This window comes from Methylobacterium sp. A52T (assembly GCF_053346095.1).
In genome coordinates, this window is sequence record NZ_JBKFBI010000033.1 from 1 (window position 1) to 25,564 (window position 25,564).

The 25,564-nt window shown below is 72.8% G+C and carries 20 protein-coding genes; 10 read left to right on the forward strand and 10 right to left on the reverse strand.

Annotated features, from left to right (window positions below):
* Positions 1–537 precede the first annotated feature (537 nt).
* The 3 genes from ACLBYE_RS10660 (at position 538) to ACLBYE_RS10670 (ending at position 4,037) form a co-directional block, all read left to right on the forward strand.
* A complete protein-coding gene (locus tag ACLBYE_RS10660; RefSeq protein ID WP_447694157.1) occupies positions 538–1,017 on the forward strand; it encodes a MucR family transcriptional regulator in 480 nt (159 codons plus the stop codon).
* Between the two features lie 131 nt (positions 1,018–1,148).
* On the forward strand, positions 1,149–2,606 hold the full coding sequence (locus ACLBYE_RS10665) for a Do family serine endopeptidase (protein ID WP_042674063.1): 1,458 nt from the start codon (positions 1,149–1,151) through the stop codon (positions 2,604–2,606).
* Positions 2,607–2,693: 87 nt separating this feature from the next.
* Complete coding sequence (locus tag ACLBYE_RS10670; RefSeq protein ID WP_447694158.1) at positions 2,694–4,037, forward strand: replication-associated recombination protein A; 1,344 nt, start codon at positions 2,694–2,696, stop codon at positions 4,035–4,037.
* A 151-nt stretch (positions 4,038–4,188) separates the two neighbouring features.
* Here ACLBYE_RS10670 and ACLBYE_RS10675 read toward each other — a convergent pair whose 3' ends face one another.
* Complete coding sequence (locus ACLBYE_RS10675) at positions 4,189–4,653, reverse strand: Lrp/AsnC family transcriptional regulator (RefSeq protein WP_020095546.1); 465 nt, start codon at positions 4,651–4,653, stop codon at positions 4,189–4,191.
* A gap of 251 nt (positions 4,654–4,904) precedes the next feature.
* On the opposite strand from ACLBYE_RS10675, the gene ACLBYE_RS10680 reads away from it, so the two are divergent.
* Positions 4,905–5,915, forward strand: coding sequence for a 1-aminocyclopropane-1-carboxylate deaminase (locus ACLBYE_RS10680; protein WP_447694159.1), 1,011 nt, complete (start codon positions 4,905–4,907; stop codon positions 5,913–5,915).
* Between the two features lie 313 nt (positions 5,916–6,228).
* Positions 6,229–7,998, forward strand: a complete 1,770-nt coding sequence (gene ggt, locus ACLBYE_RS10685) for a gamma-glutamyltransferase (RefSeq protein ID WP_447694160.1) — start codon at positions 6,229–6,231, stop codon at positions 7,996–7,998.
* Positions 7,999–8,114: 116 nt separating this feature from the next.
* Here ggt and purD read toward each other — a convergent pair whose 3' ends face one another.
* From purD to ACLBYE_RS10700, 3 genes are all read right to left on the reverse strand, one after another.
* Positions 8,115–9,389: a phosphoribosylamine--glycine ligase gene (gene purD, locus ACLBYE_RS10690; protein ID WP_447694161.1), complete on the reverse strand. Its 1,275-nt coding sequence runs from the start codon at positions 9,387–9,389 to the stop codon at positions 8,115–8,117.
* Positions 9,390–9,498: 109 nt separating this feature from the next.
* On the reverse strand, positions 9,499–9,825 hold the full coding sequence (locus ACLBYE_RS10695; protein WP_447694162.1) for a hypothetical protein: 327 nt from the start codon (positions 9,823–9,825) through the stop codon (positions 9,499–9,501).
* Positions 9,826–9,910: 85 nt separating this feature from the next.
* Positions 9,911–11,137: an oxalate decarboxylase family bicupin gene (locus tag ACLBYE_RS10700; RefSeq protein WP_447694163.1), complete on the reverse strand. Its 1,227-nt coding sequence runs from the start codon at positions 11,135–11,137 to the stop codon at positions 9,911–9,913.
* A 205-nt stretch (positions 11,138–11,342) separates the two neighbouring features.
* On the opposite strand from ACLBYE_RS10700, the gene ACLBYE_RS10705 reads away from it, so the two are divergent.
* A complete protein-coding gene (locus ACLBYE_RS10705) occupies positions 11,343–12,611 on the forward strand; it encodes an efflux RND transporter periplasmic adaptor subunit (protein ID WP_447694164.1) in 1,269 nt (422 codons plus the stop codon).
* 177 nt (positions 12,612–12,788) lie between these two features.
* The gene (locus tag ACLBYE_RS10710; protein ID WP_447694165.1) at positions 12,789–15,218 is read left to right on the forward strand and encodes a membrane-bound PQQ-dependent dehydrogenase, glucose/quinate/shikimate family; all 2,430 of its coding nucleotides are present in this window, start codon (positions 12,789–12,791) and stop codon (positions 15,216–15,218) included.
* 90 nt (positions 15,219–15,308) lie between these two features.
* On the opposite strand, the gene ACLBYE_RS10715 is transcribed toward ACLBYE_RS10710, so the two are convergent.
* From ACLBYE_RS10715 to ACLBYE_RS10740, 6 genes are all read right to left on the reverse strand, one after another.
* Positions 15,309–16,244, reverse strand: a complete 936-nt coding sequence (locus ACLBYE_RS10715) for a dihydrodipicolinate synthase family protein (RefSeq protein ID WP_447694166.1) — start codon at positions 16,242–16,244, stop codon at positions 15,309–15,311.
* 115 nt (positions 16,245–16,359) lie between these two features.
* The gene (locus tag ACLBYE_RS10720) at positions 16,360–18,636 is read right to left on the reverse strand and encodes a xanthine dehydrogenase family protein molybdopterin-binding subunit (protein ID WP_447694167.1); all 2,277 of its coding nucleotides are present in this window, start codon (positions 18,634–18,636) and stop codon (positions 16,360–16,362) included.
* A 172-nt stretch (positions 18,637–18,808) separates the two neighbouring features.
* The gene (locus tag ACLBYE_RS10725; protein WP_447694168.1) at positions 18,809–19,852 is read right to left on the reverse strand and encodes an FAD binding domain-containing protein; all 1,044 of its coding nucleotides are present in this window, start codon (positions 19,850–19,852) and stop codon (positions 18,809–18,811) included.
* A complete protein-coding gene (locus ACLBYE_RS10730) occupies positions 19,849–20,343 on the reverse strand; it encodes a (2Fe-2S)-binding protein (protein ID WP_210035279.1) in 495 nt (164 codons plus the stop codon). The genes ACLBYE_RS10725 and ACLBYE_RS10730 overlap by 4 nt, the downstream gene beginning before the upstream one ends.
* 116 nt (positions 20,344–20,459) lie before the next feature.
* The gene (locus ACLBYE_RS10735) at positions 20,460–20,690 is read right to left on the reverse strand and encodes a DUF2945 domain-containing protein (RefSeq protein WP_447694169.1); all 231 of its coding nucleotides are present in this window, start codon (positions 20,688–20,690) and stop codon (positions 20,460–20,462) included.
* Positions 20,691–20,781: 91 nt separating this feature from the next.
* Positions 20,782–21,045: a hypothetical protein gene (locus tag ACLBYE_RS10740; RefSeq protein ID WP_103985056.1), complete on the reverse strand. Its 264-nt coding sequence runs from the start codon at positions 21,043–21,045 to the stop codon at positions 20,782–20,784.
* 219 nt (positions 21,046–21,264) lie between these two features.
* Between ACLBYE_RS10740 and ACLBYE_RS10745 the strand changes: the two genes are divergently transcribed.
* From ACLBYE_RS10745 to ACLBYE_RS10755, 3 genes are all read left to right on the forward strand, one after another.
* Positions 21,265–22,533, forward strand: coding sequence for a sensor histidine kinase (locus ACLBYE_RS10745; protein WP_447694170.1), 1,269 nt, complete (start codon positions 21,265–21,267; stop codon positions 22,531–22,533).
* A 190-nt stretch (positions 22,534–22,723) separates the two neighbouring features.
* Positions 22,724–23,857: a hypothetical protein gene (locus tag ACLBYE_RS10750; protein WP_447694171.1), complete on the forward strand. Its 1,134-nt coding sequence runs from the start codon at positions 22,724–22,726 to the stop codon at positions 23,855–23,857.
* Positions 23,858–23,946: 89 nt separating this feature from the next.
* Positions 23,947–24,891 carry an alpha/beta hydrolase gene (locus ACLBYE_RS10755; protein ID WP_447694172.1) on the forward strand — a complete coding sequence of 315 codons (945 nt, stop codon included), beginning with the start codon at positions 23,947–23,949 and terminating at the stop codon, positions 24,889–24,891.
* The last annotated feature ends 673 nt before the right edge of the window (positions 24,892–25,564 follow it).

Genomic DNA, 25,564 nt, shown 5'->3' on the forward strand with positions numbered 1-25,564 from the left:
AACCCGCCGCGCTCAACAGCGCGGCGGGTTCTGCGTTTGTCCGGCCACGAACCGGGCCCGAACGCCCGGGCGGGTTCGCGATCAGGTTGCGCTGCCGTCGCACCGCCGGTCCGCTTCCAGACCCTCCGTCGCTCACCGCCGAGGCGCGACCGCCGTAAAGCGTCGCTGAGGTTGTCTTTTCGGCCCTGAGGTATCGACCGGCGACGCTCCGCGAATGCACAATCGATGGGCAGAAACGGCCTCGAAAGCTCTATAGCCGGCACCGCATCGCACCTTCGGCTGTAGAGTGCCGACCGCGCCAGGTCGCAGGGATAATTCGGCAATATCGATTGCGCACAAGCGAGACCCTGACAGGCATTACTCCTTGAGGTTGAGCGATCAAGATCACTCTTCTTACGCTATTTGGGACCGTATACCCCAGTTCCGAATTTAAGACTTGACGCTTCTTGCGAATGCGATTGTATCAGGCGTCCGAATCGCGACGCAGTGCTTGCGTTCTGGCGAGTTTCGTCATCACGAGAAGGCAACGCACGAGACATGGCTCAGTCGAACGGCGGCTCTCTCCGCCTCGTCACGCTCGCCTCCGAGATCGTCTCGGCCTATGTGAGCCACAATCACGTGCAGAGCGCGGATCTGCCCGGCCTCCTCAACGAGGTGCACGCGGCGATTCGGGGGGTCTGCGACGCCGGCCAGAGCCCGCCGATCGCCAAGGCGACCGCGCAGGAGATCCGGCGCTCGATCAATCCGGACTTCCTGATCTCGTTCGAGGACGGGAAGCCCTACAAGACGCTGCGCCGGCACCTCACCCTGCGCGGCCTGACGCCGGAGGCCTACCGCGCCAAGTGGGGCCTCGCCTCGGATTACCCGATGACGGCCCAGAGCTATTCCGAGCAGCGCTCGCAGCTCGCCCGCTCCCTGGGCCTCGGGCAGCCGCGCGCCGCGGTGCCGGAACCCGAAGCCGAGCCCGCGCCGCAGCCCGCCGGGAAGCGGCGGGCGCGCAGCAAGGAAGCCGTCTGACGGCGACACGCCCCGCCTGCGGCGAAGGTGTCGTCGACCTGCCGCAATCGGCCTCGATAGCGTGGGGCCGCACGGTGCGCCTGCCTTGTCTCGGCCTGGACGGCGCGCCCGCCCAGACGCCGGAGCCCTGCATGCTGACCCGCCTCACCCTGCCCGCCCTCGTCGCAGCCCTGCTGGCCGCCAGCCCGGCCGCGGCGCAGATGGCGCGGACGGAGACCCGGGAGCCCGCGAAGGACGGCACCGCGAAGGTCGTGCCGCTCAGCAAGGCCGACGTGCAGCTCTCCTTCGCCCCCGTGGTGAAGCGGGCCGCGCCCTCGGTGGTGAACGTCTACGCCTCCCACGTGGACAAGCGCTCCAGCGCGCGCACCAGCGCCATGGAGGAGTTCATGCGCCGCTTCTTCGGCGAGCCGGAGGGCGGCCGCGGCCCCCGGGGTGACCGGGCGCAGCGCTCCCTGGGCTCGGGCGTGCTGGTCGATGCCGACGGGCTCGTGATCACCAACAACCACGTCATCGACAACATGAACGAGGTCCGGATCGCCCTGGCGGATCGCCGCGAGTTCGAGGCCACGATCGTGATGCGCGACACCCGCACCGACCTCGCGGTGCTCAAGATCAAGGAGCCGCCGAAGGGCCTGGTGCCGATGCCGTTCGGCGATGCCGACGCCCTGGAGGTCGGCGACTTCGTGATGGCGATCGGCAACCCGTTCGGCGTCGGTCAGACGGTGACGCAGGGCATCGTCTCGGCGCTGGCGCGCACGCAGGTCGGCTCGGCGGACTACCAGTACTTCATCCAGACCGACGCGGCGATCAACCCGGGCAATTCCGGCGGCGCGCTGGTGGACCTGCGCGGGCAGCTCGTCGGCATCAACACCGCGATCTACTCGCAGTCGGGCGGCAGCCACGGCATCGGCTTCGCGATCCCGGTGGGCATGGTCAAGGCGGTGGTCGACGCCGCCCGGGACGGGGCGAACGTCGTGCGCCGGCCCTGGCTCGGGGCGCGCATCCAGAGCGTGACGCCCGACATCGCCGACAGCATGGGCCTCGACCACCCGACCGGCGTGCTGGTGGCGAGCCTCCAGCCCAAGAGCCCGGCCGAGGAGGCGGGGCTGAAGCGCGGCGACCTGATCCTCACGGTCGACGGCCAGGAGGTCGCCGATCCGGAAGCCTTCGGCTACCGCTTCGCCCTGAAGGGCGTGCAGGGCCACGCCCGGTTCGGGATCCTGCGCGGCACGACCCGGCAGACGGTCCCGGTCAAGCTCGCCCCGGCTCCCGAGACGCGTCCCCGGGACGCGCTCAAGGTGAAGACCCGCTCGCCCTTCCTCGGCGCGACCCTCGTCAACACCTCGCCGGCGGTGGCCGAGGAGATGCAGGTGGACTTCCCGGCCGAGGGCGTGGCCGTGCAGGCGGTGGACGAGAACTCCATCGCGGCCCGGGTCGGGCTGCAGAAGGGCGACGTGATCGTGGCGGTCAACGGCGTGCCGATGGCGACCACCAAGGACCTCGACCGGGTCACCCGCAACAGCCTCAATTCCTGGGAGGTCGCGATCAACCGCAACGGCGAGATCCTGACCTCGGTGTTCGGCGGCTGATCCCGTCGCGGGGCGCCGAGTCCGTGGCCGTGGGCAAGCCCCGGCTCCCGGCTTGCGCCCCCGGCCGCGCCCGGTGTTGATGCGCGGATGTCCGACCTGTTCGCCTCCGCGGAAACACCCGCCGCGCCGGATCCCGGCCGCCCCCCCGGCGCCGAAGCCGCCCGCCCGCTGGCGGACCGGCTGCGCCCGCAGACCCTGGCCGAGGTCGTCGGCCAGGAACACCTGACCGGGGAGGGCGGGGCGCTCACGCGCCTGCTGCGGGGACGGACGCTCGGCTCGCTGATCTTCTGGGGGCCGCCCGGCACCGGCAAGACCACGGTGGCGCGGCTGCTCGCCCAGGGCACCGACCTGCATTTCGAGCAGATCTCGGCGATCTTCTCCGGCGTGCCGGACCTGCGGAAGGTGTTCGAGGCGGCGCGCAAGCGGCGGGCGACCGGGCAGGGGACCCTGCTGTTCGTCGACGAGATCCACCGGTTCAACCGGGCCCAGCTCGACGCCTTCCTGCCGGTGATGGAGGACGGGACCGTCACGCTGGTGGGCGCGACGACGGAGAACCCGTCCTTCGAGCTGAACGCCGCGCTCCTGTCCCGCGCCCGGGTGCTGCTGTTCCGGGCCCTCGATCCGGGCGCCGTCGCGCGGCTGCTGGTCCGGGCCGAGGCGCTGACGGGCCAGGCCCTGCCGCTCACCGAGGAGGCGCGCGGCGTGCTGGTCCGCATGGCCGACGGCGACGGCCGCGCGGCCCTGACCCTGGCGGAAGAGGTCTGGCGCTCGGCCCGGCCCGGCGAGACCCTCGACGCCGAGGCGCTGCAAGCGATCGTGCAGCGGCGCGCGCCCATCTACGACAAGGCGCAGGAGGGCCACTACAACCTGATCTCGGCGCTCCACAAGACCGTGCGCGGCTCGGATCCGGACGCGGCGCTCTACTATCTCTGCCGGATGCTCGATGCCGGGGAGGATCGGCTGTTCATCGCCCGCCGGCTCGTGCGCATGGCTGTGGAGGATATCGGGCTTGCCGACCCGCAGGCGCTGGTGGTGGCCAACGCCGCCAAGGACGCGTTCGACTTCCTCGGCAGCCCCGAGGGCGAGCTGGCCCTCGCGCAGGCGGCGATCTACCTCGCCTGCGCGCCGAAATCGAACGCCGTCTACACCGCCTATAAGGCCGCGACGCGGCTGGCCAAGGAGGCGGGCTCCCTGCCGCCGCCGCGGACCATCCTCAACGCGCCGACCAAGCTGATGAAGCGGATCGGCTACGGCGAGGGCTACCGCTACGACCACGACGAGCCCGACGCCTTCTCGGGCCAGGATTACTGGCCCGACGCGCTCGGGCGCCAGCACCTCTACCAGCCGACCGAGCGGGGCTACGAGACCCGGCTCGCCGAGCGCCTCGACCGGTGGGAGGCGCTGCGCAAGGCGCGGCGCGGGGAGGGGTAGGGGGCCTATCCCGTTTCCGGCTGATGGCTGCGGCCGCCGTCCTTGCGAGCGGAGCGAAGCAATCCAACAGCGCCACGCTTCCGGACGTCGCGCGGCCCTGGGTCACGTCGCTGCGCTCGCGATGACGGCGCGGGCATCAACCGAGGCCGCATCAGAGATCGAGCGGCGCGTTGTCGATCACCTCCTTCATGACGAAGAAGGTCCGGGTCTGGCGCACCCCGGGCAGGCCGATCAGCGTGGCGCTGTGGAGGCGGTTGAAGTCGGCCATGTCGGAGACCCGGATCTTCAGCATGTAGTCGAAGTCGCCGGCCACGAGGTGGCAATCGAGGAGCGCGGGAATCGCCCGCACGGCGGCCTCGAACTCGGAGAAACTCTCGGGCGTCGAGCGGTCGAGCACGACGCCGACGAAGACCAGGGTGCCGCGCCCGACCCGCATCGGATCGATCAGCGCCCGGACCGCCCGCACGAACCCGTCCGCGAACAGGCGCTGGATCCGGCGATGGCAGGTGGCCGCACTGGTGCCGACCCGCTCGGCGATCTCGGCATTCGCCATGCGCCCGTCCGTCTGGAGGAGGCGGAGGATCTTCTGGTCGATCCGGTCGAGCCCTGCGGACATGGACGATTCTTTCAGGTATGTCGTTAAATCCGGAGTTCTCCGTAGCTATTCAATCCAGAAGCGCAAGCCGAGGTCTGCTCAGGCCCGAAGATCGAGAGCACCTTTCATCGCGGATCGGGTAATTTCTCCCCGCGCCTCGAAGACGCAGTCGGGCCTCGCGCCGGGCCGTCGCCGAGGCCTCGCTTCGACGCGCCCGGGCGGACCGAGACCGCTCCTGTCCCCGGGCGCGCCCCGAGATCCGGAGAGACCCGATGCTGGACAAGTTCGAGCGCTATCCCCTGACCTTCGGCCCGACGCCGATCGAGCCGCTCAAGCGCCTGACCGCGCATCTCGGCGGGGACGTCGAGCTCTACGCCAAGCGCGAGGATTGCAATTCCGGCCTCGCCTACGGCGGCAACAAGCTGCGCAAGCTCGAGTACATCGTGCCGGACGCGATCAAGAGCGGCGCCGACACGCTGGTGTCGATCGGCGGCGTGCAGTCGAACCACACCCGCATGGTCGCGGCGGTGGCCGCCAAGATCGGGATGAAGTGCCGGCTGATCCAGGAGGCCTGGGTGCCCCACGAGGACGCCGTCTACGACCGGGTCGGCAACATCCTCCTGTCGCGGATCATGGGCGCGCAGACGCAGCTCGTGGATGACGGTTTCGACATCGGCATCCGCGATTCGTGGAAGCGCGCGCTCGCCGAGGTCGAGGCCGAGGGCGGCAAGCCCTACGCGATCCCGGCCGGCGCCTCGGTGCACAAGTACGGCGGGCTCGGCTACGTCGGCTTCGCCGAGGAGGTGCGCAAGCAGGAGGCCGAGATGGGCCTGCGCTTCGACTACGTGGTGGTCTGCACGGTGACGGGCTCGACCCATGCCGGCATGCTGGTGGGCTTCTCGGCCGACGGGCGCGCCCGCAACGTCATCGGCATCGACGCCTCCTGCACCCCGGCCCAAACCAAGGCCCAGGTCCTCGACATCGCCCAGAACACCGCCGCCCTGGTCGGCGCGGGCGACATCGTGGCCGACGACGTGGTTCTCAACGAGGATTACGCCTACCCGGTCTACGGCGTGCCCTCCAAGGAGACCGTGGAGGCGATCCGCCTCTCGGCCCGGCTCGAGGGGATGATCACCGACCCGGTCTACGAGGGGAAGTCGATGCAGGGCATGATCGACCTCGTGAAGAAGGGCTTCTTCCCGAAGGGCTCGAAGGTGCTCTACGCCCATCTCGGCGGCGCGCCGGCGCTGAACGGCTACAGCTACACGTTCCGCAACGGCTGATACCGTTACCGGTCGATGCCTTCGGCACCGCCGTCCTTGCGAGCGGAGCGAAGCAATCCAGGCAGCGCCACGCTTCATGACGTGGCGCGACCCTGGGTCACTTCGCTGCGCTCGTGATGACGGAGAGGGGCACCGCAACCGAAGCGTTCAAGCGAAACCGAGTGGGGCAGATCGGCCAGATCCCTCACCTCCCTTCGCTCTGCCCTCATCCTGAGGTGCGGCGCAGCAGCCTCGAAGGCACCCTCCAGGGATCGCGCGAAGTGTTCCGCCCGCCCTATATGGCGGCGCGGGACCCGCACCGGAGAGGGCAGGGATGATCGCACCGGCACGCGCGCTGCTCCTGACGGCCCTGCTCGCCCTGGGCGCGCCCGCCGCGCGCTCCGCCTCGGGACCGGCCGTCGAGGCCGAGAACGGGATGGTGGTCTCGTCCCAGCGCCTCGCCTCGCAGGTGGGCGCCGACATCCTGAGGGCCGGCGGCAACGCCGTCGACGCCGCGGTGGCGGTCGCCTACGCCGAGGCGGTGGTGAACCCCTGCTGCGGCAACATCGGCGGGGGCGGTTTCTTGGTGCTCCACAGCGCCGACGGACGCAGCCGCTTCATCAATTTCCGCGAGACGGCTCCGGCGGCCGCCACCCGGGACATGTACCTCGACGCCGCCGGCAACGTCGTGAAGGGTGCGAGCCTGCGCGGCTGGAAGGCGGCCGGCGTGCCCGGGACGGTGCTCGGCCTCAACACCGCCCTCGCCGAGTACGGGACCCTGCCGCTGGCGCGGGTGATGGCGCCGGCGATCGCGCTCGCCCGGGACGGGTTCGTGCTGACCCGGGGCGACACCGACATCCTCGAATCCGGCACGAAGCTGTTCGCGGGCCAAGCGAACGTCGCCCGGATCTTCCTGCGCCCGGACGGCAGCCCCTGGCGGCCCGGGGACCGGCTGGTCCAGGCCGACCTCGCCCGCACCCTCCAGGCTATCGCGGAGCGCGGCGCGGACGCGTTCTACAAGGGCGCGATCCCGGCAGCCGTGGAGGCGGCCTCCCGGGCCGGCGGCGGCCTGCTGACGGCCTCCGACTTCGCCGCCTACACGGTGACGCAGTCCGAGCCGCTCACCTGCCGCTACCGGGGCGCCACGATCCTGTCGGCGCCCCCGCCCTCGTCCGGCGGCACCACGCTCTGCGAGATCCTCAGCATCCTCGACGGCTACGACCTGCGGGCCGCCGGGTTCAACTCGGCCCGGACCGTGCACCTGATGGTCGAGGCGATGCGGCGCGCCTACGCGGACCGCAACCTGCTGCTCGGCGACCCGGCCTTCGTGGAGAACCCGGTCAACCGGCTGCTGTCGCCGGCCTACGCGGAGACGCTCCGGGCCTCGATCCGCCCGGACCGGGCGACCCCGTCGGCGGAGATCCGCCCGGATCCGGGACCGGAGGCGCGGGAACGGCCCGAGACCACCCACATCTCGGTGATGGACAAGGCCGGCAACGCGGTCGCGCTGACCTACACGATCAACGGCTATTTCGGCGCCGGGGTGATCGCCGGCGACACGGGGTTCTTCCTCAACGACGAGATGGACGATTTCACGGTCAAGACCGGGGTGCCGAACCTGTTCGGCCTCGTGCAGGGGACGAGGAACGCGATCCAGCCGGGCAAGCGCCCGCTCTCGTCCATGGCGCCCACGATCGTGCTGCGCGACGGCAAGGTCGCGCTGGTGGCGGGCTCGCCGGGGGGCTCGCGGATCATCACGATCAACGCGCAGACGCTGATCAACGTGCTCGATTTCGGCATGGAGCCGCAGGAGGCGGTGGACGCCCCGCGCATCCATCACCAGTGGCTGCCCGACACGGTCTACGCCGAGCCCTTCGCGCTCTCGGCGGACACCCAGGCCATCCTCAGGGGCATGGGCCACACGATCGTCGAGCAGAGGCCCTGGGGGGCGCAGGAGCTCATCGCGGTCCGGGCCGCGGCGCCCGCCCTGCCGGAGGCCGCGTCGTCGGGCAACGACGCCTCGCGCACGGAGCGGATGCGGCCGGGCCTGCTCTACGGCGCCAACGACAACCGCCGGCCGGCCGGCGCGGCGGTGGGGGAGTAGGGGGCGGGCGGCTTGACCCGGACAACCCCGTCATTCCGGGCACGCCCGCCTCGTCCGGGAGGGCAGGGTGGGGTGGGGTGGGGCCCGGGGCACCCGCCACGAGCGAGACCGGAGGTTCAGCCCTCTCCCGCCTCCCGCGCCACCGCGCGGAACCCGATGTCGCGCCGGCAGAAACCCTCCGGCCAGTCGATCCGGGCCACCGCCGCGTAGGCGCGGGCCTTGGCGTCCGTGACGCTGTCGCCGAGGGCCGTCACCGCCAGGACCCGGCCGCCATCGGCGAGCAGCTGCCCGTCCTCGGCACGGGTGCCGGCCTGGAACACGTGAACCCCGTCGCCCTCGGCGGCGTCGACGCCCCGGATCACCGAGCCCCGGACCACGGCGCCCGGATAGCCGGCCGCCGCCATCACCACGGTGAGGGCCGCCCGGTGCGGATCGAATTCCAGGCTCACGCCGGAGAGGTCGCCCTCGCAGGCCGAGAGCAGGGCCGGCACGAGGTCGGAGGCGAGGCGCGGCATCAGCACCTGCGCCTCGGGGTCGCCGAAGCGGGTGTTGTACTCGATCAGCTTGGGGCCGTCGGCGGTGAGCATCAGGCCGGCGTACAGGATGCCGGTGAACGGGCAGCCGCGGGCCCGCATGCCGGCGAGGGTCGGCGCGATGATCTCGGCCATGACCCGGGCCTCGATCTCCGGGGTGACCACCCGGGCCGGGGAATAGGCGCCCATGCCGCCGGTATTGGGCCCCCGGTCCCCGTCGAAGACCCGCTTGTGGTCCTGGGCGGTGCCGAGGGAGATCGCCCGCGTGCCGTCGCACAGGGCGAAGAAGCTCGCCTCCTCGCCGAACAAGCACTCCTCGACCACGACCTCGGCGCCGGGCTCGGCGAAGAGGCCGGTCAGCGCGTCCTCGGCCTGATCGACCGTCTCGGCCACGGTGACGCCCTTGCCGGCGGCGAGGCCGTCGGCCTTCACGACGATCGGGGCGCCCTGCTGGCGGACATAGGCCAGCGCCGGCTCCAGTTCGGTGAAGCGCGCGAAGGCGGCGGTCGGGATGTTGCAGGCGGCGCAGAGATCCTTGGTGAAGCCCTTCGAGCCCTCGAGCCGGGCGGCGTCGCGGGTCGGCCCGAAGGCGCGGATCCCGGCAGCCTTCAGGTCGTCCACCAGGCCGGCGACGAGGGGCGCCTCGGGCCCGACCACCACGAGGCCGATCGACTCCGCCGCGCAGAAGGCGGCGACGGCCGCGTGGTCCGTGACCTTGAGGTCCGGCCGGTTGGTCCCGTGGCGCGCCGTGCCGGGATTGCCCGGCGCCGTGAACAGGCGGGTGCAGAGCGGGCTCTGGGCCAGTCGCCAGGCCAGGGCGTGCTCGCGGCCGCCGGAGCCGATCAGCAGGATATTCATGCGCACGCCACCATGGGCCCAGCTTCTGGGGGAAGCGTGCCCGCGGGAAAAGGTTTTTTTCGGGCTTTCCCCGCTCTGCGCGGATATCCCGGCGGCGCGGAGGCCGATGTCAGCAGCCGGTGCAGACGCTCGTGTTGAGGCCGCCGCCCCGCCGCACGATCCCGTTGCGACCGATATGGCGGCCCCGGTACACATCCCCGCGGACGCCCCGATAGGGCAGGTAGGGCCCGAAGGAATCGGCCTGGACGTTGCGCTGGAACGACTGGTTCAGCGTGTTGAAGTCCGAGACCCGCTGCTGGTTGAGCGACCGGATCTGGCCCTGCAGGGCGAATGAGGCGTTGGCGGCATTCGGGTCGTTCTGCTGCACCTGCGCCCAGGCGGAGCCCGCCGGGAGGGCGAGCGCCAGGGCGAGGAGCGCGCGGGACGCGGCACGCATGGGTCCCTCCGTGCGAGAGTCGAGCGGGTTTCGGAAACGCTTGTGCGAGTCGACGCGCCAGGATCGGTCCGGGTTCCCGGGCGCGTCAACCCGGCACGACGGGGGACTTCGTCTCCGGAAGGGCCTCAAGGCGCTCGGGATCCAGCCCGGTATGGGCCTGGACCAGGGGGTGCGAGGTCAGGGCCAGCCACTGCGTCAGGGAGATGTCGGCGTAGCGCGGGCTCTTGAACATCTCCAGGAACGTCAGGGTCGTGTCGCCGGTATTCTCGATGTAGTGCCCCATGGCGAAGGGCACGTAGCCGACGTCGCCGGCCCGGTAGTCGAAGGTGCGGGCCTTCGATTCCGAGCCGAACACCGTCATCCGGCCCTGGCCGGAGAGGTAGTACTGCCACTCGTCGCTGTTCGGGTGCCAGTGCAGCTCGCGCAGCCCTCCGGGCTCGACCTCGACCAGGGCCGCCGCGATCGTCACGGAAGCCGGGAACACCGTGGAATCGGTGATGCGCACGCTGCCGCCCCGGGTGCGGACCGGTTCCTGCGCCAGCATGCGGTGGCTGAAGGTCTTCGGCACCGGCCCGGAACCGCCCATCCTGTCGGCCGCGAGCGGGCCGGGCTTCGGGCCGGGGAAGATGTAGAGCTCCTTCTCGGGGATCCTGGCGAAGGCGCTCTCGGGCAGGCCGAAATTCTTGGCGAGCACGTCCCGGGGCGTGTGGGCCAGCCAGTCGGTCAGCAGGAAGGTGGAATCCTCCGAGAAACCGCCGTCGTCGAAGACGAGCAGGAACTCGCACCCGTCGATCCCGTCGGCGGCGAGCCCCTGGATGGAGTGCGGGATGCCGCCCGGGAAGTACCAGAGGTCGCCCGCACCGACATCGTCCGCGAAGGTGCGCCCGTCTTGGTCGACCGCGGTGATCCGGGCCCTGCCCTTGATCATGTAGGCCCACTCGGATTCCTTGTGCCAGTGCATCTCGCGGACCGCACCGGCCTTGAGCCGCATGTTGACCCCGGCCATGGCCTTGGAGACCGGCAGCTCGCGGATCGTGGTCTGGCGCGCCCAGCCGCCCTCCTCCAGCCGCATGTGGCTGTCCGCGAAGGACCATTTCAGGTTCGGCATGGTGCCGTGGTCGGTGGCGGGCGGCGCCAGGGTGAACGGCTCCTCGGCGGCGCGGGGCCGGTTCTGCGGGCCCAGGATGTCGGCGCCCTTGCCGCCGCGCTCGGGGAGGCGCGGGGCCGGCCCGGCGGATTGCGCTGCGGCGGAGGACGCGGCCATCGCGCCGCCGGCGGCTGCGATGACGGCGCGCCTTGAGATCTCGGTCATCGTGGATCGGTCCCTGAGTCCGTGGCAGGGAAACCGGTCGCGTGCTCGGAGGATCCGCGGGCGGGCCGCGCTGTGCGCTGCGGCATCTCGCCCGGAGCCCGCGCGCGGTCTATGCATTGAATACGGCGCATTGAATACGGCGGCGCACGCGTCCCGGCCGGGCGCCGAGGCGGCGGTTCAGGCGCGGCGCGACCCGAGGGCGAGGATGGCGGACCGGGACAGTTCAGCCACGGACGGAACCGTCCCGCCCGCCCGCGGCGGCCGCCGGTGGCTCGCCCTGCTGGCGCTGGCGGGCCTCGGCGTCCTCGGATACCGCCTGTGGCCGGACGCGTCGCGCGCGGCGAGTCCGGTCGCCGCCGAGGCGAAGCCGCCGACCGTGCGGGTCGCCGCCGCGGCCCGGGCCTCCGACACCCTGAGCCTGACCCAGACGGGCACCACCCAGGCGTTCGACATCGCGAACCTCTACCCGCGGGCGACCGGCTACATCGTCGAGCGGAAGGTCGATATCGGCTCGCACGTGAAGGCGGGCGACCTGCTGTTCCGGATCAGCGCGCCCGACCTCGACCAGCAGCTGGTCCAGGCCCAGTCGCAGGTGCTGCAGCTCCAGGCGGCGCTGATCCAGGCGCGGGCGATGGTGGATCAGGCCGAGGCCAACCGCCACCTCGCCGACGTGACCAACCGGCGGACCTCGACGCTCGCCGGCACCGGGGTGGAGACGCGGCAGAACGCCGACACCTCCCAGGCCGGGGTGCTTGCGCAGACCGCCAACGTCGACGCCGCCAGGGCCGCCGTGAAGGTCGCGGAGGCCAACATCGCCGCCCAAGAGGCGCAGGTCGCCCGGCTCGAGGTCCTGACCGGCTTCGAGGAGATCCGCGCGCCCTTCGACGGGGTGGTGACGGCCCGCAACAACGACGTCGGCGACGCGGTCACGGCGGACACGAATACGGGGGCGCCGCTCCTCACGCTGAACCGGGACGACGTGCTGCGCATGGCGGTGAACGTGCCGCTCTACGCCGCCGACGGCGTCCGCGACGGGCTGGCCGCCACAGTCGAGGTGGCGCAGATCCCGGGCCGGATCTTCCCCGGCACGGTCTCGCGCTCGTCGACGACGCTGCTCTCGGCCGCGCGCACGCTGGTCACGCAGGTCGACATCCCCAACCCCGACGGGGTGCTGCGGCCGGGACTCTACATCACGATCACGCTGGAGATCCCGCGGGTCTCGCCCGCCGTGACGGTGCCGAACGACGCGCTGATCTTCGACCAGCACGGGACCCGCGTGGCCGTGGTCGAGGCGGCCGGGGACGGGGGGGGCGTGGTGCGGATGCGCCCCGTCACGATCTTTCGCCAGACCCGCACGCTCCTGGAGCTGCGCGACGGTCTGAACGGCGGCGAGCGCGTCGTCGTGGGCCCGCCGGCCTCGCTGCGCGACGGCAACCGGGTCACCCTGCGTCCGGAGGACCGGGCCGGCGCGTGAGCCCCGCCGCGAGCGGCGGCGAGGGGCGCGGCGGGGAACCGAGCGCCCCCGTCCGGCCGCCGTGTCCAGCCCTGGGACAGCTCCGGGGGCGATAAGCGTCGGGCACGCGGCGGCCGACGCGGGGGCAGACCCCGGCGGCGCCGTGACCGGCCGGCTCAGGAAGCGGACATCACCGCCGTGGTACTCGGAACGATAGCGCTGTCGATCGCGCTGCTCGGGCTCGCCCTCGCGATCCTCGGCCTGACGCTGGCGCTCGCGGGGGGAACCTGGTTCTACGTCGCCCTGGGCGCGGGGCTGCTCGCCACCGGCGTCGCGCTGGCCCGGCGGCGCCAGCACGGTCTCGGCATCTACGCGCTGGTGCTGGCGGCGGCCTTCGCCTGGACGGTGGGCGAGGTCGGGCTCGACAAGTGGCAATGGATCCCGCGCGGGGGCCTGCTCCTCCTCGTCGGGCTCGTGCTCTGCCTGCCCTCCGTAGTGCGGCGCCTGCGCGACGCGCCGGCGCGGCCCTGGAGACCCGGCCTCGGGAACGGCCCGCTCGCCCTCCGGGTCGTGGTGCTGCTGATCGCGGGCTCGGGTGCCGCGTCCTGGTTCTTCGACCCGGTCGAGACGCGGGGCAGCCTGCCGAAGGTCGCGGGGGCGGGGCCCGCCGCCGTCGATCCGAGCGGCGTTCCCTATCCGGCCGACGATTGGGTCGCCTACGGCGGCACCAATCTCGGCCAGCGCTACTCGGCGCTGGCGGATATCGGCACCGCCAATGTCCGGGGCCTCGCCGTGGCCTGGGAGCACCATACCGGCGACCTGCGCGGCGACAGCCGGGCGGATCCGAAGGAATTCACCTTCGAGGCCACGCCGATCAAAGTGAACGGGCTGCTCTACCTCTGCACGCCGCACAACATCGTCCAGGCCCTGGAGCCCGAGACCGGCCGGCTGGTCTGGGCCTTCGACCCGAAGATGGCGCGGGACGGCCAGTACCAGCACCAGACCTGCCGCGGCGTGTCCTACAACGACTCGGCCGGCTACGCGCCGCCCGCGGAGACCGACGCCGACCGGGCCGCCGCCGTCGCGGCCGCGGTCGCCGAGTGCCCGCGCCGGATCATCGCGACCTCGGTCGACGCCCGCCTCTACGCGCTGAACGCCGAGACCGGCGCCCCGTGCAGGACCTTCGGGGCGGACGGGTTCGTCGACCTGACGGCGCAGATGCCGAACCTCCGGCGCGCCGCCTATCAGCAGACCTCGGCGCCGCTGGTGACCCGGAACCTCATCGTCCTCGGCAGCGCGATCGCCGACAACTACTACGCGGACAACCCCTCGGGCGTGATCCGCGCCTTCGACGTGCGCACCGGCGCGATCGTCTGGAAGTTCGACGCCGGCAAGCCCGACGCGACCGCGCCGCTGCGGCCCGGCGAGTCGTACGAGCCCAACTCGGCGGTGGCCTGGACGCAGTTCTCGGCCGACGAGGCGCTGGGGCTCGTCTACGTGCCGTTCGGCAACCGGTCGCCCGATCAGGTGGGCGTGGCCCGGTCGAAGGCGGACGAGGCCCTCATCGACGCCCTGGCGGCGCTGGATCTGGAGACCGGCGCGCTGCGCTGGGCGTTCCGGACCGCGTACCACGACCTGTGGGACCGCGATAACCCGTCCCAGCCGGTCCTCCTCACCCTGCCGCAGGACGACGGGACGGTGCCGGCGATCCTGATCCCCACCAAGGTCGGCAACGTCTGGGTCCTCGACCGCCGCACCGGCGCCCCGATCCGGCCGGTCTCCGCGGTCCCGGTCTCGACCCGGACCGACATCCCGGGGGAGACGCCGTCCCCGGTCCAGCCGATGTCGTCCCTCCGCTTCACGCCGGCGCCGCTGACGGAGGCCGGCATGTGGGGCGTCACGCCCTTCGATCAGATCCAGTGCCGCCTCGCCTTCCGGTCGAACCGCTACGACGGCAACCCGTTCACGCCGCCCCAGGCTTCGGAGGGCGCGATCGTCTGGCCCGGCAATATCGGGGTGTTCAACTGGGGATCGGTGGCGGTCGATCCGGTCCACCACTGGATGATCGCGACCCCGCAATACCTGCCCTACATCTACCGCCTGCTCCGGCGCCCGCCGGGCGAGCCGGAGAGGCGCCTCCTCGGTGCCGATCCCGAGGCGAGCCCGGTCAACGAGAATCTCGGCGGCCGCTACGCGATCTCGATCGCGCACATGCGCTCCGCCCTCGGCATCCCCTGCAGCGCGCCGCCCTGGGGCGTGCGCGTCGGCGTGAATCTCGCCGACGGCACCGTCGCCTGGAAGCGCCGCAACGGCACGGTCGCGGGGCAGAAGATCGGCGGTCTGGCCGTCCCGCTTCCCCTGGAGATGGGCATGCTGGCCCACGGCGGCACCCTGACCACGGCGGGCGGCGTCGCGTTCACGGCCGCCACGCTCGACGACCGCATCCGCGGCTACGACATGCAGACCGGCGAGGTCCTGTGGTCCACGACGTTGCCGGCCGGCGGCCAGGCCACCCCGATGACCTATCGCGGCAGGGACGGCCGGCAGTACGTGGTGATCGCGGCGGGCGGGCACGGCTCGCTCGGGACCACGCCGGGCGATTCGGTCGTCGCCTACAGGCTCGAGTGAGCCGTCGCGCGCCGGACGCCACCCGGCAGCCGCGGCGGGTTGAGCGAGGGCCCCGGCCTTCCGGCCGGGGCAGGGCGCGGCGGGGGCGGTCTAGGCCGCGAGCCGGGCCCGCGCGTCGGTGCGGGCGAGGCGGGCCAGCAGGTACTCGACCTCGGCCTTCGCCTGCGCGGTCAGCGCCTGCGACGGCTTGCGCTGCGCGTCGGACGCGAAGATCCCCCGGCGCATGAACACGTATTTGCGGACCGCGAGCCCCAGCGGGCCCTGCTGCTGCTCGTAGCGGAGATAGGGGAGGTGGGCGTCGAACAGGTCGTGGGCGGCGTCGCGCTGGCCGGCCCGGCCGAGGCGGACCACGTCGACCAGCATCTCCGGGAAGGCGTAGCCGGTATTGGCCCCGTCGGCGCCGCGCTCGGTCTCGAAATCGAGGAACAGGCCGCCATTGCCCACGAGGATGGAGATGTGGCGCATCGAGCCGTCCGCCTCGAAGCCGCGCAGCGTCGAGATCTTCTCCAGTCCCGGCCAGTCCTCGTGCTTGAGCATCACGCAGGAGGGGTTCTCCGACACGATCCGGCGGATCACGCCGGGGGTCATCTGGACCGAGAAGGTGAGGGGATAATCCTGAAGCACGAAGGGCACGTCCGGGCCCACGGCCTCGGCGGCATTCCGAAAATAGCCGACCACCTGGTCGTCGGTGCGGAGCGTGTTGGGCGGCGCGATCATCACGCCGGCCGCGCCCAGCTCCATCACCTCCCGGGCGAGCGACCGCATGGCCGCGAAGCCCGGCGCCGTGACGCCGACGATCACCGGCAGCCGGGTGCGCCCGAGAACGCGCCGCGCCACGGCGATTCCCTCCGCGTGGTCGAGCTTGCCGGCCTCGCCGAGCTGGCCGAGGATCGTCAGGCCGTCGACGCCGGCCGCCCCGAAGAAGTCGGTCATCCGGTCGAGGGAGACCTCGTCGATCCGGCCGTCCGGATGGAACGGGGTCGGCGCGATCGGGACGACGCCGCCGATGTCGCTGGTGAGGGGCATGCCGGTCTCCGCGCTGCTGCGGCGGCCGCCGGCCGCCGGGTGGCATGCCCCATACTAAAAAAACTTGGGCGGCGCGACGCGCCCGGGACCGGTTCCACGCGACCGACGCGTTCGATCAGCCCAGCAGCTTGTCGAGGGTGATCGGCATCTCGCGGACCCGCACGCCGGTGGCGTGCCAGACCGCGTTGGCGATGGCGCCCACCGTGCCGGTGATGCCGATCTCGCCGACCCCCTTCACGCCCAGGTTGTTCACCACCGCGTCGTCCTCGTGGACCAGGATCGCCTCCATGGCGGGCACGTCGGCGTTCACCGGCACGTGGTACTCGGCGAGGTTGTCGTTGAGGAACCGGCCGGTGCGCGGATCCATCTCGGCCCGCTCGTGCAGGGCGAAGGACAGGCCCCAGATCATCCCGCCGTAATACTGGCTCTGGACGAGGCGCGGGTTGATCACCCGGCCGGCCGCGAAGGCGCCGACGAGGCGGCTCACGCGGATCTGGCCGAGATCGGGATCGACCTTCACCTCGGCGAAGACCGCGCCGTGGGCGTGCATGGCGTAGGAGGCCTGCGCGGCCGGGTCGGCGCCGGCCCTGCCCTGGCCCTCGATGCGCGACCGGCCGGCCCGCCGGAGGATGTCGGTGAAGGACTCGCTCCGGCCCGGGTCGTCGCGCCGGGTCAGATGCCCGCCCGCGGCGGTCACGCCGGCGTTGCCGGCGCCGTAGAGCGGGGAGGCGGGATCGTTGGTGGCGAGCTCCGCGAGCTGCCGGACCACGTCGGCGGCCGCCGCGTGGACCGCGCCGCCCGCCGTGGCGGTGTGGCCCGAGCCGCCCGCGATGCCGGCATTCGGCAGGTCGGACGAGCCCATCCGGAAGGTGAGGGCGTCCATCCCGATCCCGAGCCCGTCGGCGGCGATCTGGGCGAGCGCCGTCCACGAGCCCTGGCCCATGTCGATCGCCCCGAGCTCCACCGTGCCGGTGCCGTCGGCGCGGATCTCGGCCCGGGCCATCCCCTCGAAGATCAGCGCCGGGAAGGTGGCGGTGCCCATGCCGGTGCCGACCAGGAACCCGTCCCGGTCGCGGGTCTGGCGGGGCCGGAGCGGCCGCCCGGCCCAGCCGAAGGCCTCGGCGCCGCGCCGGTAGCAGTCCCGCAGGGCCTTGGAGGAGAACGGCTTGCCGGTGATGGGCTCGACCTCCGCGTAGTTGGCGAGCCGGAACTCCAGCGGGTCCATGCCGAGTTCGTGGGCCATCTCGTCCAGCGCGCTCTCCAGGGCGACGCTGCCGGTCGCCTCGCCGGGCGCGCGCATGAACAGCGGCGTGCCGGTGTCGAGGCGCACGGCCTCGTGCCGGATGGCGATGGCCGGGCTCGCGTAGAGGGTGCTGGTCGCCCGGCCCGCCGGCTCGAAGAAGTCGTCGAAGCTCGACGAGGCGGTGCGGATGTGGTGGTCGAGGGCCGTCAGCTTGCCGGAGGCGTCAGCGCCGAGCCGGAGGGTCTGCCGGGTCGGCCCGCGATGGCCCATCGGTCCGTACATCTGGGTCCGGGTCGGCACGAGCTTCACCGGCCTGCCGACGAGCTTCGCCGCCATGCAGGCGAGCACCTGCGGCCCGGCGGGGACGCCCTTCGAGCCGAAGCCGCCGCCGAGATAGGGGCTCTCGATGTGGATGTCGTCGGGGCCGATGCCGAACAGCCCGGCGAGCCTTGCCTGCGACATGGCGAGCGCCTGGGTCGGCATGAACAGCGTCAGCCGGTCCCCGTCCCAGCTCGCCACCGCCGCGTGGGGCTCCATGGCGTTGTGATACTGGGCCGGGGTCTCGTAGGTGGCGGCGACCGTCTTGGACGCGGCCGCGAGTCCGGCCTCGACGTCGCCGTCCGTCTCGACGGGCGGTGCGCCGACGCCGACCGAATCCGGCGTGAAGGCCTCGCCGGAATCGAGCCCGATCCGCGGCGTCTCGGCCGCGTAGGTCGGGGCGAGCAGCCGGGCGCCCTCGGTGGCCGCCTCCAGGGTCTCGGCGATCACCACGGCGATGGGCTGGTTGGCGTAGCGGACGCGGTCGTTCTGCAGGAGGTCGAGGCGGAACGTGAACGGCCCGTCCTTGGCGTCGGGGTCCTTGGCGAGCGTCGGGGCGTGCCCCGGCCGCATCACCGCGACGACGCCGGGATGCGCCTCGGCGGCGGCCACGTCGAGGCCGGTGACGCGTCCGCGGGCGATCCAGGCGACGCAGAGCGCCGCGTGGAGGGTTCCGGGGGGCAGGTTGTCGGCGGAGAAGCGGGCCTGGCCCGTCACCTTGAGGGGGCCGTCGCGCCGGGTCAGCGGCTGGCCGATGCTGGAGCCGTGCCGGATCGCGCCGGCGGGGAGGTTCGAGGCGGGCATGTTCGATGGCTTGGAGGTCGCGGTCATGCGGGTCTCCTCAAGGGGTTTTGGGGGATGCCTTCAGTTGCGGTGACCCGCTCCGTCATCACGAGCGAAGCGAAGTGACCCAGGGCAGCGCGAAGCTGGAAAGCGTGGCGCCGGCTGGGTTGCTTCGCTCCGCTCGCAAAGACGGCCACGCCCGAGCCAGCGGTCGGCAGCGTCAGACGATGCCGAACGGGGAGGCGGGGAGGGCCGGGATCCGGGCGGGCGTGCCCGCGGCGGCCTGGGTCAGCGCGCGGATCGCCACCCGGCGGGCGAGCTCGACCTTGAAGGCGTTGGCCTCGCCGGTGGGCTTGGCGCCGGCGAGCGCGGCCTCGGCGGCCTTCGCGAAGGCCTCGGGGGAGGGTGCCTGTCCGGCGAGCGCCGCCTCGGCCTCCGCCACCCGCCAGGGCTTGAGCGCCAGCCCGCCCAGGGCGAGTCGGGCCTGCCCGATCCGGCCCCCGGCCTCCAGGGTGAGGGCGGCCGCCGCCGAGACGACCGCGAAGGCATAGGAGGTGCGGTCGCGGACCTTGAGGTAGCGGGCGTTGCCCCGGAAGGACGCCGCCTCCGGGGGCAGGCGCAGGGCGGTGATCAGCTCGCCGGGCCGCAGGTCGGTCTCCCGCTCCGGGTGGTCGCCGGGGAGGTGGTGGAACGCGGTGAGCGGCACCTCCCGGGCGCCGTCCGGCCCGGCGATCTCGACCACCGCGTCGAGGGCGGCGAGCGGCACGCAGAAGTCGGACGGGTGGGTGGCGATGCAGTGCTCGCTCCAGCCCTGGACCGCGTGGATGCGGGTGGCGTGCCCCAGGGCCGCGCAGCCTGAGCCGGGCGCGCGCTTGTTGCAGGGCGAGACCGCGTCGGTGAAGAACTGGCAGCGGGTGCGCTGCATCAGGTTGCCGCCGACCGTGGCGGCGTTGCGCAGCTGCGCCGAGGCGCCGGCCAGCAGGGCCTCGGCCACCATCGGGTAGGCCTTGGCGAAGGCCGGGTCGTGGGCGAGGTCGCTGTTGCGGACCAGGGCCCCGACCCGGGCGGTGCCGTCCGGCAGCCGCTCGATGGCCGAGAGGCCGGGGAGGCGGGTGATGTCGACGACCCGCTCCGGGGTGGCGACGCCGCCCTTCATCAGGTCGACGAGATTGGTGCCGGCGGCGAGGAAGGCGGTCCCCGGCTGCTGGCCGGCCGCCACGGCCTCGGGCACGCTCGCGGGGCGGATGTAGTCGAAGGTCCTCACGCCGCGTCCTCCCGCTGCTCCGAGGTCCGGGCGGCCGCGTCCTGCACGGCGTCCAGGATCCCCGCGTAGGCGCCGCAGCGGCAGAGATTGCCGCTCATGCCCTCGCGGATGCGCTCCGGATCGGTGCCGGCGTGGCCCTCGCGGATCAGGCCGACCGCGCTCATGATCTGGCCCGGCGTGCAGAAGCCGCACTGGAAGCCGTCATGGGCGATGAAGGCCGCCTGGACCGGGTGCAGCCGGTCGCCCTCGGCGAGCCCCTCGATGGTCAGCACCTCGGCGCCGTCGAGGCTCGCGGCGAGGGTCAGGCAGCTGTTGATCCGGCGCCCGTCCACCAGGACCGTGCAGGCGCCGCACTGGCCGCGGTCGCAGCCCTTCTTGGCGCCCGTCAGACCGAGGCGCTCGCGCAGGAGATCGAGGAGGGTGACGCGCGGATCGTCGAGGGCGATCTCGCGCGGCTGCCCGTTCAGGGTGAGCCTGAGGGGAATGGTCATGCGGGGGTCCCGGCTTCTAAGGCTGGAACCGTTACAGATAGCCGCCGCCACGCGCCCGGCGAGACCTTAAGCAGAAAGCGATGTGCGCAAGATCACGGCACGCGAGGGTTGCGCGCTTACGCCGACTTGACCCGGACCTCCGAGGTCGATTTCAGCACGGTCTTGCCCTTGGCGGTCTTGATCTCGAGGGCGGGCTCGGCCTTCGAGGCTTCGCGCTTCACCGTGTTGCCCTTGATCGTCTTCTCCACGTCCCGCGTGTGGACCTTGGTCACCTCACCCGAGACGGTGCCCTTGCCCCATTTGTAGGTGACGTCGTCCCCGGTCTTCACCTTCGCCTTGGCGGTCATGCGCGTCTCCATCGTGGATGAGGGCTTGGATGCGGGGAAAGGCGTCCGGCGGCGGGCGCGTTCCCGGGTTTCCACGGCCGGGATGCCGCACTCAGCGGCCGACCTCCCGGCGCAGGGCTGCGACCATCGTCTCGACCGCCGCCTGCGCGGTCTCGCCGAGGTCGATGGCGCTCTCGCCGGCGGTGACGAGGCCGCGCCCCTCCAGCTCCTTCACGCCCTCCGGGTCGGCCTCGTGGCCGGCGCCGTCACGGCGGATCACCGAGGTGACCGTCTCGCCGCTGACGAGCCGGTGATAGGCCGCGAAGGCGAGGATCGAGAGCGCCTTGTCGGAGAGTCCGTTCAGGTCGTCGGCCATGCGTGCGTTCCTCCGCGCGTTTCTCCACGCGTCCGTCGAAGCGTGCTCGACGGACGAACGCCGTACGGGGCCGGGGGGTCCGGGCGGCCGCCGGGGTGCGACGACACGTGCGACGACACGTACGACGACACTCGCGGCGACGGGTGCGAGGACGGGTGCGCTCCTCCGGGCGACGACGCTTCGCGCCGGGGCCACCTTCCTGCTACCCTGCCGCCCTCCATGACTCCGCAGACCGACCAGACCGAAGTGGAACCGAGCCCCGAGCCGCGCCGCGCGCCCGCGCCGCCCGATCTCGACTATCGCCTGCGCCAGCAGGCGATCCTGTCGGAGTTCGGTGTCGAGGCCCTGCGCGGCACCGATGTCGACCACCTGCTGCAGCGGGCCGCGGAACTGTGCGCGCAGGGCATGGGCGCCGAGTTCTGCAAGGCCCTGGAATATCGGCGCGGCGCCGACACCCTGCTGGTCCGGGCCGGTGTCGGCTGGGGGCCCGACGTGATCGGCAAGGCCCGGATCGGGGCCGATCTCGCCTCCCCGGCCGGATTCGCCCTCAAGACCGGTCGGCCTGTGATCTCCAACCACCTCGCGGACGAGACCCGGTTCCGCACGCCGCAGCTCATGGCCGAGCACGGCATCCGCCGGGCGATCAACGTGCTGATCGAGAACCGGGACGGCGCCTTCGGCGTGCTGGAGGTGGACGACACCCGCGAGGGCATGTTCGCGGAGGCCGACATCGCCTTCATGCAGGGCTTCGCCAACCTGCTCGGCGGCGCCATCGAGCGCCAGCGCACCGAGAGCCTGCTGCGGGCCGCCCTCGCCCGGCAGGACCTGCTCGCCCGCGAGATGAGCCACCGGGTCAAGAACAGCCTCGCCATCGTGGCGAGCCTCCTCGCCCTGCAGGCCCGGGCCGCCGAGGACCCGGCCGTGCAGGCGGCCCTGGCGGACGCGCGCAGCCGCGTCGAGGCGATCGCGGGCGTCCACGACCAGCTCTGGCGGCAGGGCGATGCGGTCGAGGGTGAAGGGGAGGGGGTTCCGGGCGAGCTCGACCTCGCGCCCTTCCTGGAGAAGCTGGTGGCCAACCTCGCCAGCGGCGTTCCGGGCCAGCGGCTCGCCTGCACGGCCTGCCCGCAGCGGATCTCGGCCGACCGGGCGATCCCCATCGGCCTCCTGGTCAACGAACTCGTCACCAACGCGCTGAAATACGCCTACCCGGCCGGGACGCACCCGGCGGGCGGCGAGATCCGGGTCCGCGCCGAGCGGCGGCCCGAGGGGCTCGTGGTCGAGGTTGCCGACGACGGGATCGGCCTTCCGACGGGGTTCGAGATCGGGCGCAGCTCGAAGAGCCTGGGCATGCGGGTGGTCGGCAGCCTCACGCGCCAGCTCGGCGGCAGCCTGACGATCCCGGCCCGGGAGAAGGGCGCCTGCTTCCGCCTGGAGGTGCCCCTGGAAGGAACCCCGGAGGCGCCCCTGGAGGCGCCCCCGCCCGGCTGAGCGTGGCGCGCGCCCCGACCGGGCGGGAGCCGGACAATGGCCCTACCCCGTCGCGATCCGGGCGCGACGGGTGCGGCGAGACAGATCGCGGGACAGGGCGCGGGACAGGGCGCGAGACAGGGCGCGGGACAGGGCGCGAGACAGGGCGCGAGACAGGGCGCGAGACAGGGCGCGAGACAGAGCGGATGCAGTGACCGAGAACAGGACGACGGCGGCGCTCCTCGCCGAACGGCTCCACGCCTTTCGGAGCCTCGGCGACAATTGCGAGTTCGGGTTCGTGCAGCGCTACGGCGGGGTCGAGCCCTCCGGCCTGCTGCGCTTCTCCTACACGCCCCTGGAGGATCTGATCCGCGGCCTGCGCTGCGGCTTCGCGGATTTCGGCGTGCCGGGCGACCTGCGGCTCTCCGTGAGTTCCGGCGGCACCTATTACTGCCACAGCGTCGCCTACAACATCTGGGCGAATACCGGGCATCCGGCCGGCTCGATCGAGCCGGAGGTGCTGCTTGAGCGGGAGTACGGTCGGCTGGCCCATCTCAAGCGCAAGCTGCTGGACGAACTCGCCGACGGGTCGAAGATCCTGGTGCGCAAGGTCGGCCGCGACGAGCCCGAGGCCGATTTCGCCCGCTTGGCCGAGGCGGTCCGGGCGCACGGGCCCTCGACGCTGCTCCGCGTGACCGAGGCCGGGCCGGACTGGGTTCCCGAGCCCGCCCGACGCGTCGCCGACCGGCTGATCGAGGGACGGGTCCGCCGGTTCGCGCCGGTGGAGCAGGCCTGGGAGGTCGATCTCGAACCCTGGATGCACCTCGTGGACAGCGTCTACGCGCTGGAGCGCGGCGCGGCGCCGACCCGCCTCGACGCCGCCGCCTTCCCGGAGGCGCTGGCGCTGCCGGGGCGCCTGCGCCGGCATGTCGGCCGGCACCGGGCGACGGCTCTGAGCGCCTACACGCGGGCGGTGGACCCGGCCGGCTTCCGCGCCGACACGGTCCACGTGTTCTCGAGCTGGGTTTGGATTCCGGAGGACTTTGCCGGGGACCGGGTCTTCGCGGCGGCCGGCTACGCGCGGCTGGGCTGGCGGGACGCCGACCTGTCGCGGCGCCGGTGCTGGCAGCGCGTCTGGGCGGCGGGACGGCTGCGCCCCGACGCGGCGCGGGAACCCGTCGGGCTCGGCATGATCGGCACGCGGCGGGACGGGTTCTGGTCCGCCGGGGCCCGCTTCGCCGAGGGGCCGATCCCCGGCGATGAGCCGGCGCCGGCGCTGCGGATGCCGCCGGTCCGGTTCCCGGGCCGGGATCTCCTCGGCCGACTGCTGCCGCGGGTCCTATAGACCCGGACCGGCGCCCGACCGGGAACCGATCCGGCACGGCGGTCTTGCCTACCGGGCCGCACGGGACCGCGCCCGTCGCGAGGGGGCCCATGACCGGTTTCGTGCCCGACCGCCGCTCTCTGCTCCTCACCCTGGCCGCGGGTTCGGCCGTCCTGTCGGCGCGGGGCGCCGACGCCGTCGGGGCACCGGAGCGGATCCCGCTCTGGCCGGGCGAGCCGCCGGGCGGCGGCGGTCCGCAGGGTCCGCCGGTCCGCGATGACAGCGGCGCCGTGAAGAACGTCGCCGTGCCGGTCCTGGAGGTGTACGCCCCGGAGACGCCGACCGGCGCGGCGGTCCTCGTCGCCGGCGGTGGCGGCTACGCCCGGATCGGGATGGTCAAGGAGGCGCTCCCCGCCGCGCTCTGGCTCGCCGCGCAGGGCATCACGGCCTTCGTGCTCACCTACCGCCTTCCGGGCGAGGGCTGGGCGGCGGGCCCCCTGGCGCCGCTCCAGGACGGGCAGCGGGCCCTGCGCCTGATCCGCGCCGCGGCCGCGCGCTTCCGGATCGACCCGGCCCGCGTCGGCGTGCTCGGCTTCTCCGCAGGCGGGCACCTCGGCGGCCTCGTCGCCGCGCGCTCCGCGTTCCGGGCCTACGAGCCCGTCGACGCGGCCGACGACCTGTCGGCGCGGCCCGACTTCGCGACGCTGATCTACCCCGTGGTGAGCCTGGAGCCGCCCTACGACCGCACGACCACCCGGCGCTCCCTCGTCGGCGAGACCCCGAGCCCGGCGGCGAGCCGGGACTGGTCGCTCCAGACCCATATCCGGTCCGGCTGCCCGACGCTGTTCCTCGTGCAGGCGGACGACGACGCGGTCATCAGCCCGGAGCACAGCCGCATCCTGGACGCGGCCTGCCGCGAAGCGGGCGTGCCGGTCGAGTACCACCGCTTCGCGGTCGGCGGCCACGGTTTCGGGATCGGCCGGTCGGAAGCGCCGGTCGCCCTCTGGCCGCGGCTCTGCCGGCTCTGGCTGACCAGCGTGTCGGTGATGCGCTGACGCGGTGCGCGCACCGCCGGCCGGGGTGGCCCCGCCGGGTCGGCCTTCCGGCTCGGGAGCCGTCAGACAGGCAGGGCAGGGGACCGGTGAGCCCGGCCGGACGCGCAGGTGCCCTCGCCCGCGCGGACAGGACCGCGCCGGGCGCGTCGGGGATCGCCGCCGCCCGGTTCGCGGGCGGTGACGCCCGAAGAGCCGGGCAGCCACCGCGCGCGACACTGAGCTAGCCGAGCGCCGCGGCAGCGCTCGGCCGTGCGTCGTTCCAGTCCATCCGCCGCGGGGAGGGGCCTCCGACCCCTGACCCGACCGCCCTGCCCGGGAGCGTCGGACTTCGGCGCCCGTCGGCGCCCGTAGGCCCCTTCGTCCCCACGACCGTCGTGGCGATCTCGCCGCGTCGCGCGCGACGACGGGCGCGTCGCGGCCCGGGTCGGAGCCGAACATGCCCGCCGGCGGCGCGGCATTTCATCCCTGCGGCCTCGACCTGACGTCCGATCAGCAGCCCTGATCCAACCACGCGGCCTCCGGGCCGAGGCGCCCAGACACCCGACAACCCAGCCCCACACCCGCCCCAGTCGTTCGCATAAGATATATTATGGAATGCAACGAGCAGATCGGGTTGGGTGAGGGGTGGTCCGCCGGCTGAGCCGCTGTGATCCGCCGGCTGCGAGCCCGGATG

Excerpts from the sequence above, each read along its gene's own strand:
- ACLBYE_RS10660 (WP_447694157.1), top strand. The coding sequence starts at position 538 with ATGGCTCAGTCGAACGGCGGCTCTCTCCGCCTCGTCACGCTCGCCTCC.
- ACLBYE_RS10665 (WP_042674063.1), top strand. The coding sequence starts at position 1,149 with ATGCTGACCCGCCTCACCCTGCCCGCCCTCGTCGCAGCCCTGCTGGCC.
- ACLBYE_RS10670 (WP_447694158.1), top strand. The coding sequence starts at position 2,694 with ATGTCCGACCTGTTCGCCTCCGCGGAAACACCCGCCGCGCCGGATCCC.
- ACLBYE_RS10675 (WP_020095546.1), bottom strand. The coding sequence starts at position 4,653 with ATGTCCGCAGGGCTCGACCGGATCGACCAGAAGATCCTCCGCCTCCTC.
- ACLBYE_RS10680 (WP_447694159.1), top strand. The coding sequence starts at position 4,905 with ATGCTGGACAAGTTCGAGCGCTATCCCCTGACCTTCGGCCCGACGCCG.
- ggt (WP_447694160.1), top strand. The coding sequence starts at position 6,229 with ATGATCGCACCGGCACGCGCGCTGCTCCTGACGGCCCTGCTCGCCCTG.
- purD (WP_447694161.1), bottom strand. The coding sequence starts at position 9,389 with ATGAATATCCTGCTGATCGGCTCCGGCGGCCGCGAGCACGCCCTGGCC.
- ACLBYE_RS10695 (WP_447694162.1), bottom strand. The coding sequence starts at position 9,825 with ATGCGTGCCGCGTCCCGCGCGCTCCTCGCCCTGGCGCTCGCCCTCCCG.
- ACLBYE_RS10700 (WP_447694163.1), bottom strand. The coding sequence starts at position 11,137 with ATGACCGAGATCTCAAGGCGCGCCGTCATCGCAGCCGCCGGCGGCGCG.
- ACLBYE_RS10705 (WP_447694164.1), top strand. The coding sequence starts at position 11,343 with ATGGCGGACCGGGACAGTTCAGCCACGGACGGAACCGTCCCGCCCGCC.
- ACLBYE_RS10715 (WP_447694166.1), bottom strand. The coding sequence starts at position 16,244 with ATGCCCCTCACCAGCGACATCGGCGGCGTCGTCCCGATCGCGCCGACC.
- ACLBYE_RS10720 (WP_447694167.1), bottom strand. The coding sequence starts at position 18,636 with ATGACCGCGACCTCCAAGCCATCGAACATGCCCGCCTCGAACCTCCCC.
- ACLBYE_RS10730 (WP_210035279.1), bottom strand. The coding sequence starts at position 20,343 with ATGACCATTCCCCTCAGGCTCACCCTGAACGGGCAGCCGCGCGAGATC.
- ACLBYE_RS10735 (WP_447694169.1), bottom strand. The coding sequence starts at position 20,690 with ATGACCGCCAAGGCGAAGGTGAAGACCGGGGACGACGTCACCTACAAA.
- ACLBYE_RS10740 (WP_103985056.1), bottom strand. The coding sequence starts at position 21,045 with ATGGCCGACGACCTGAACGGACTCTCCGACAAGGCGCTCTCGATCCTC.
- ACLBYE_RS10745 (WP_447694170.1), top strand. The coding sequence starts at position 21,265 with ATGACTCCGCAGACCGACCAGACCGAAGTGGAACCGAGCCCCGAGCCG.
- ACLBYE_RS10755 (WP_447694172.1), top strand. The coding sequence starts at position 23,947 with ATGACCGGTTTCGTGCCCGACCGCCGCTCTCTGCTCCTCACCCTGGCC.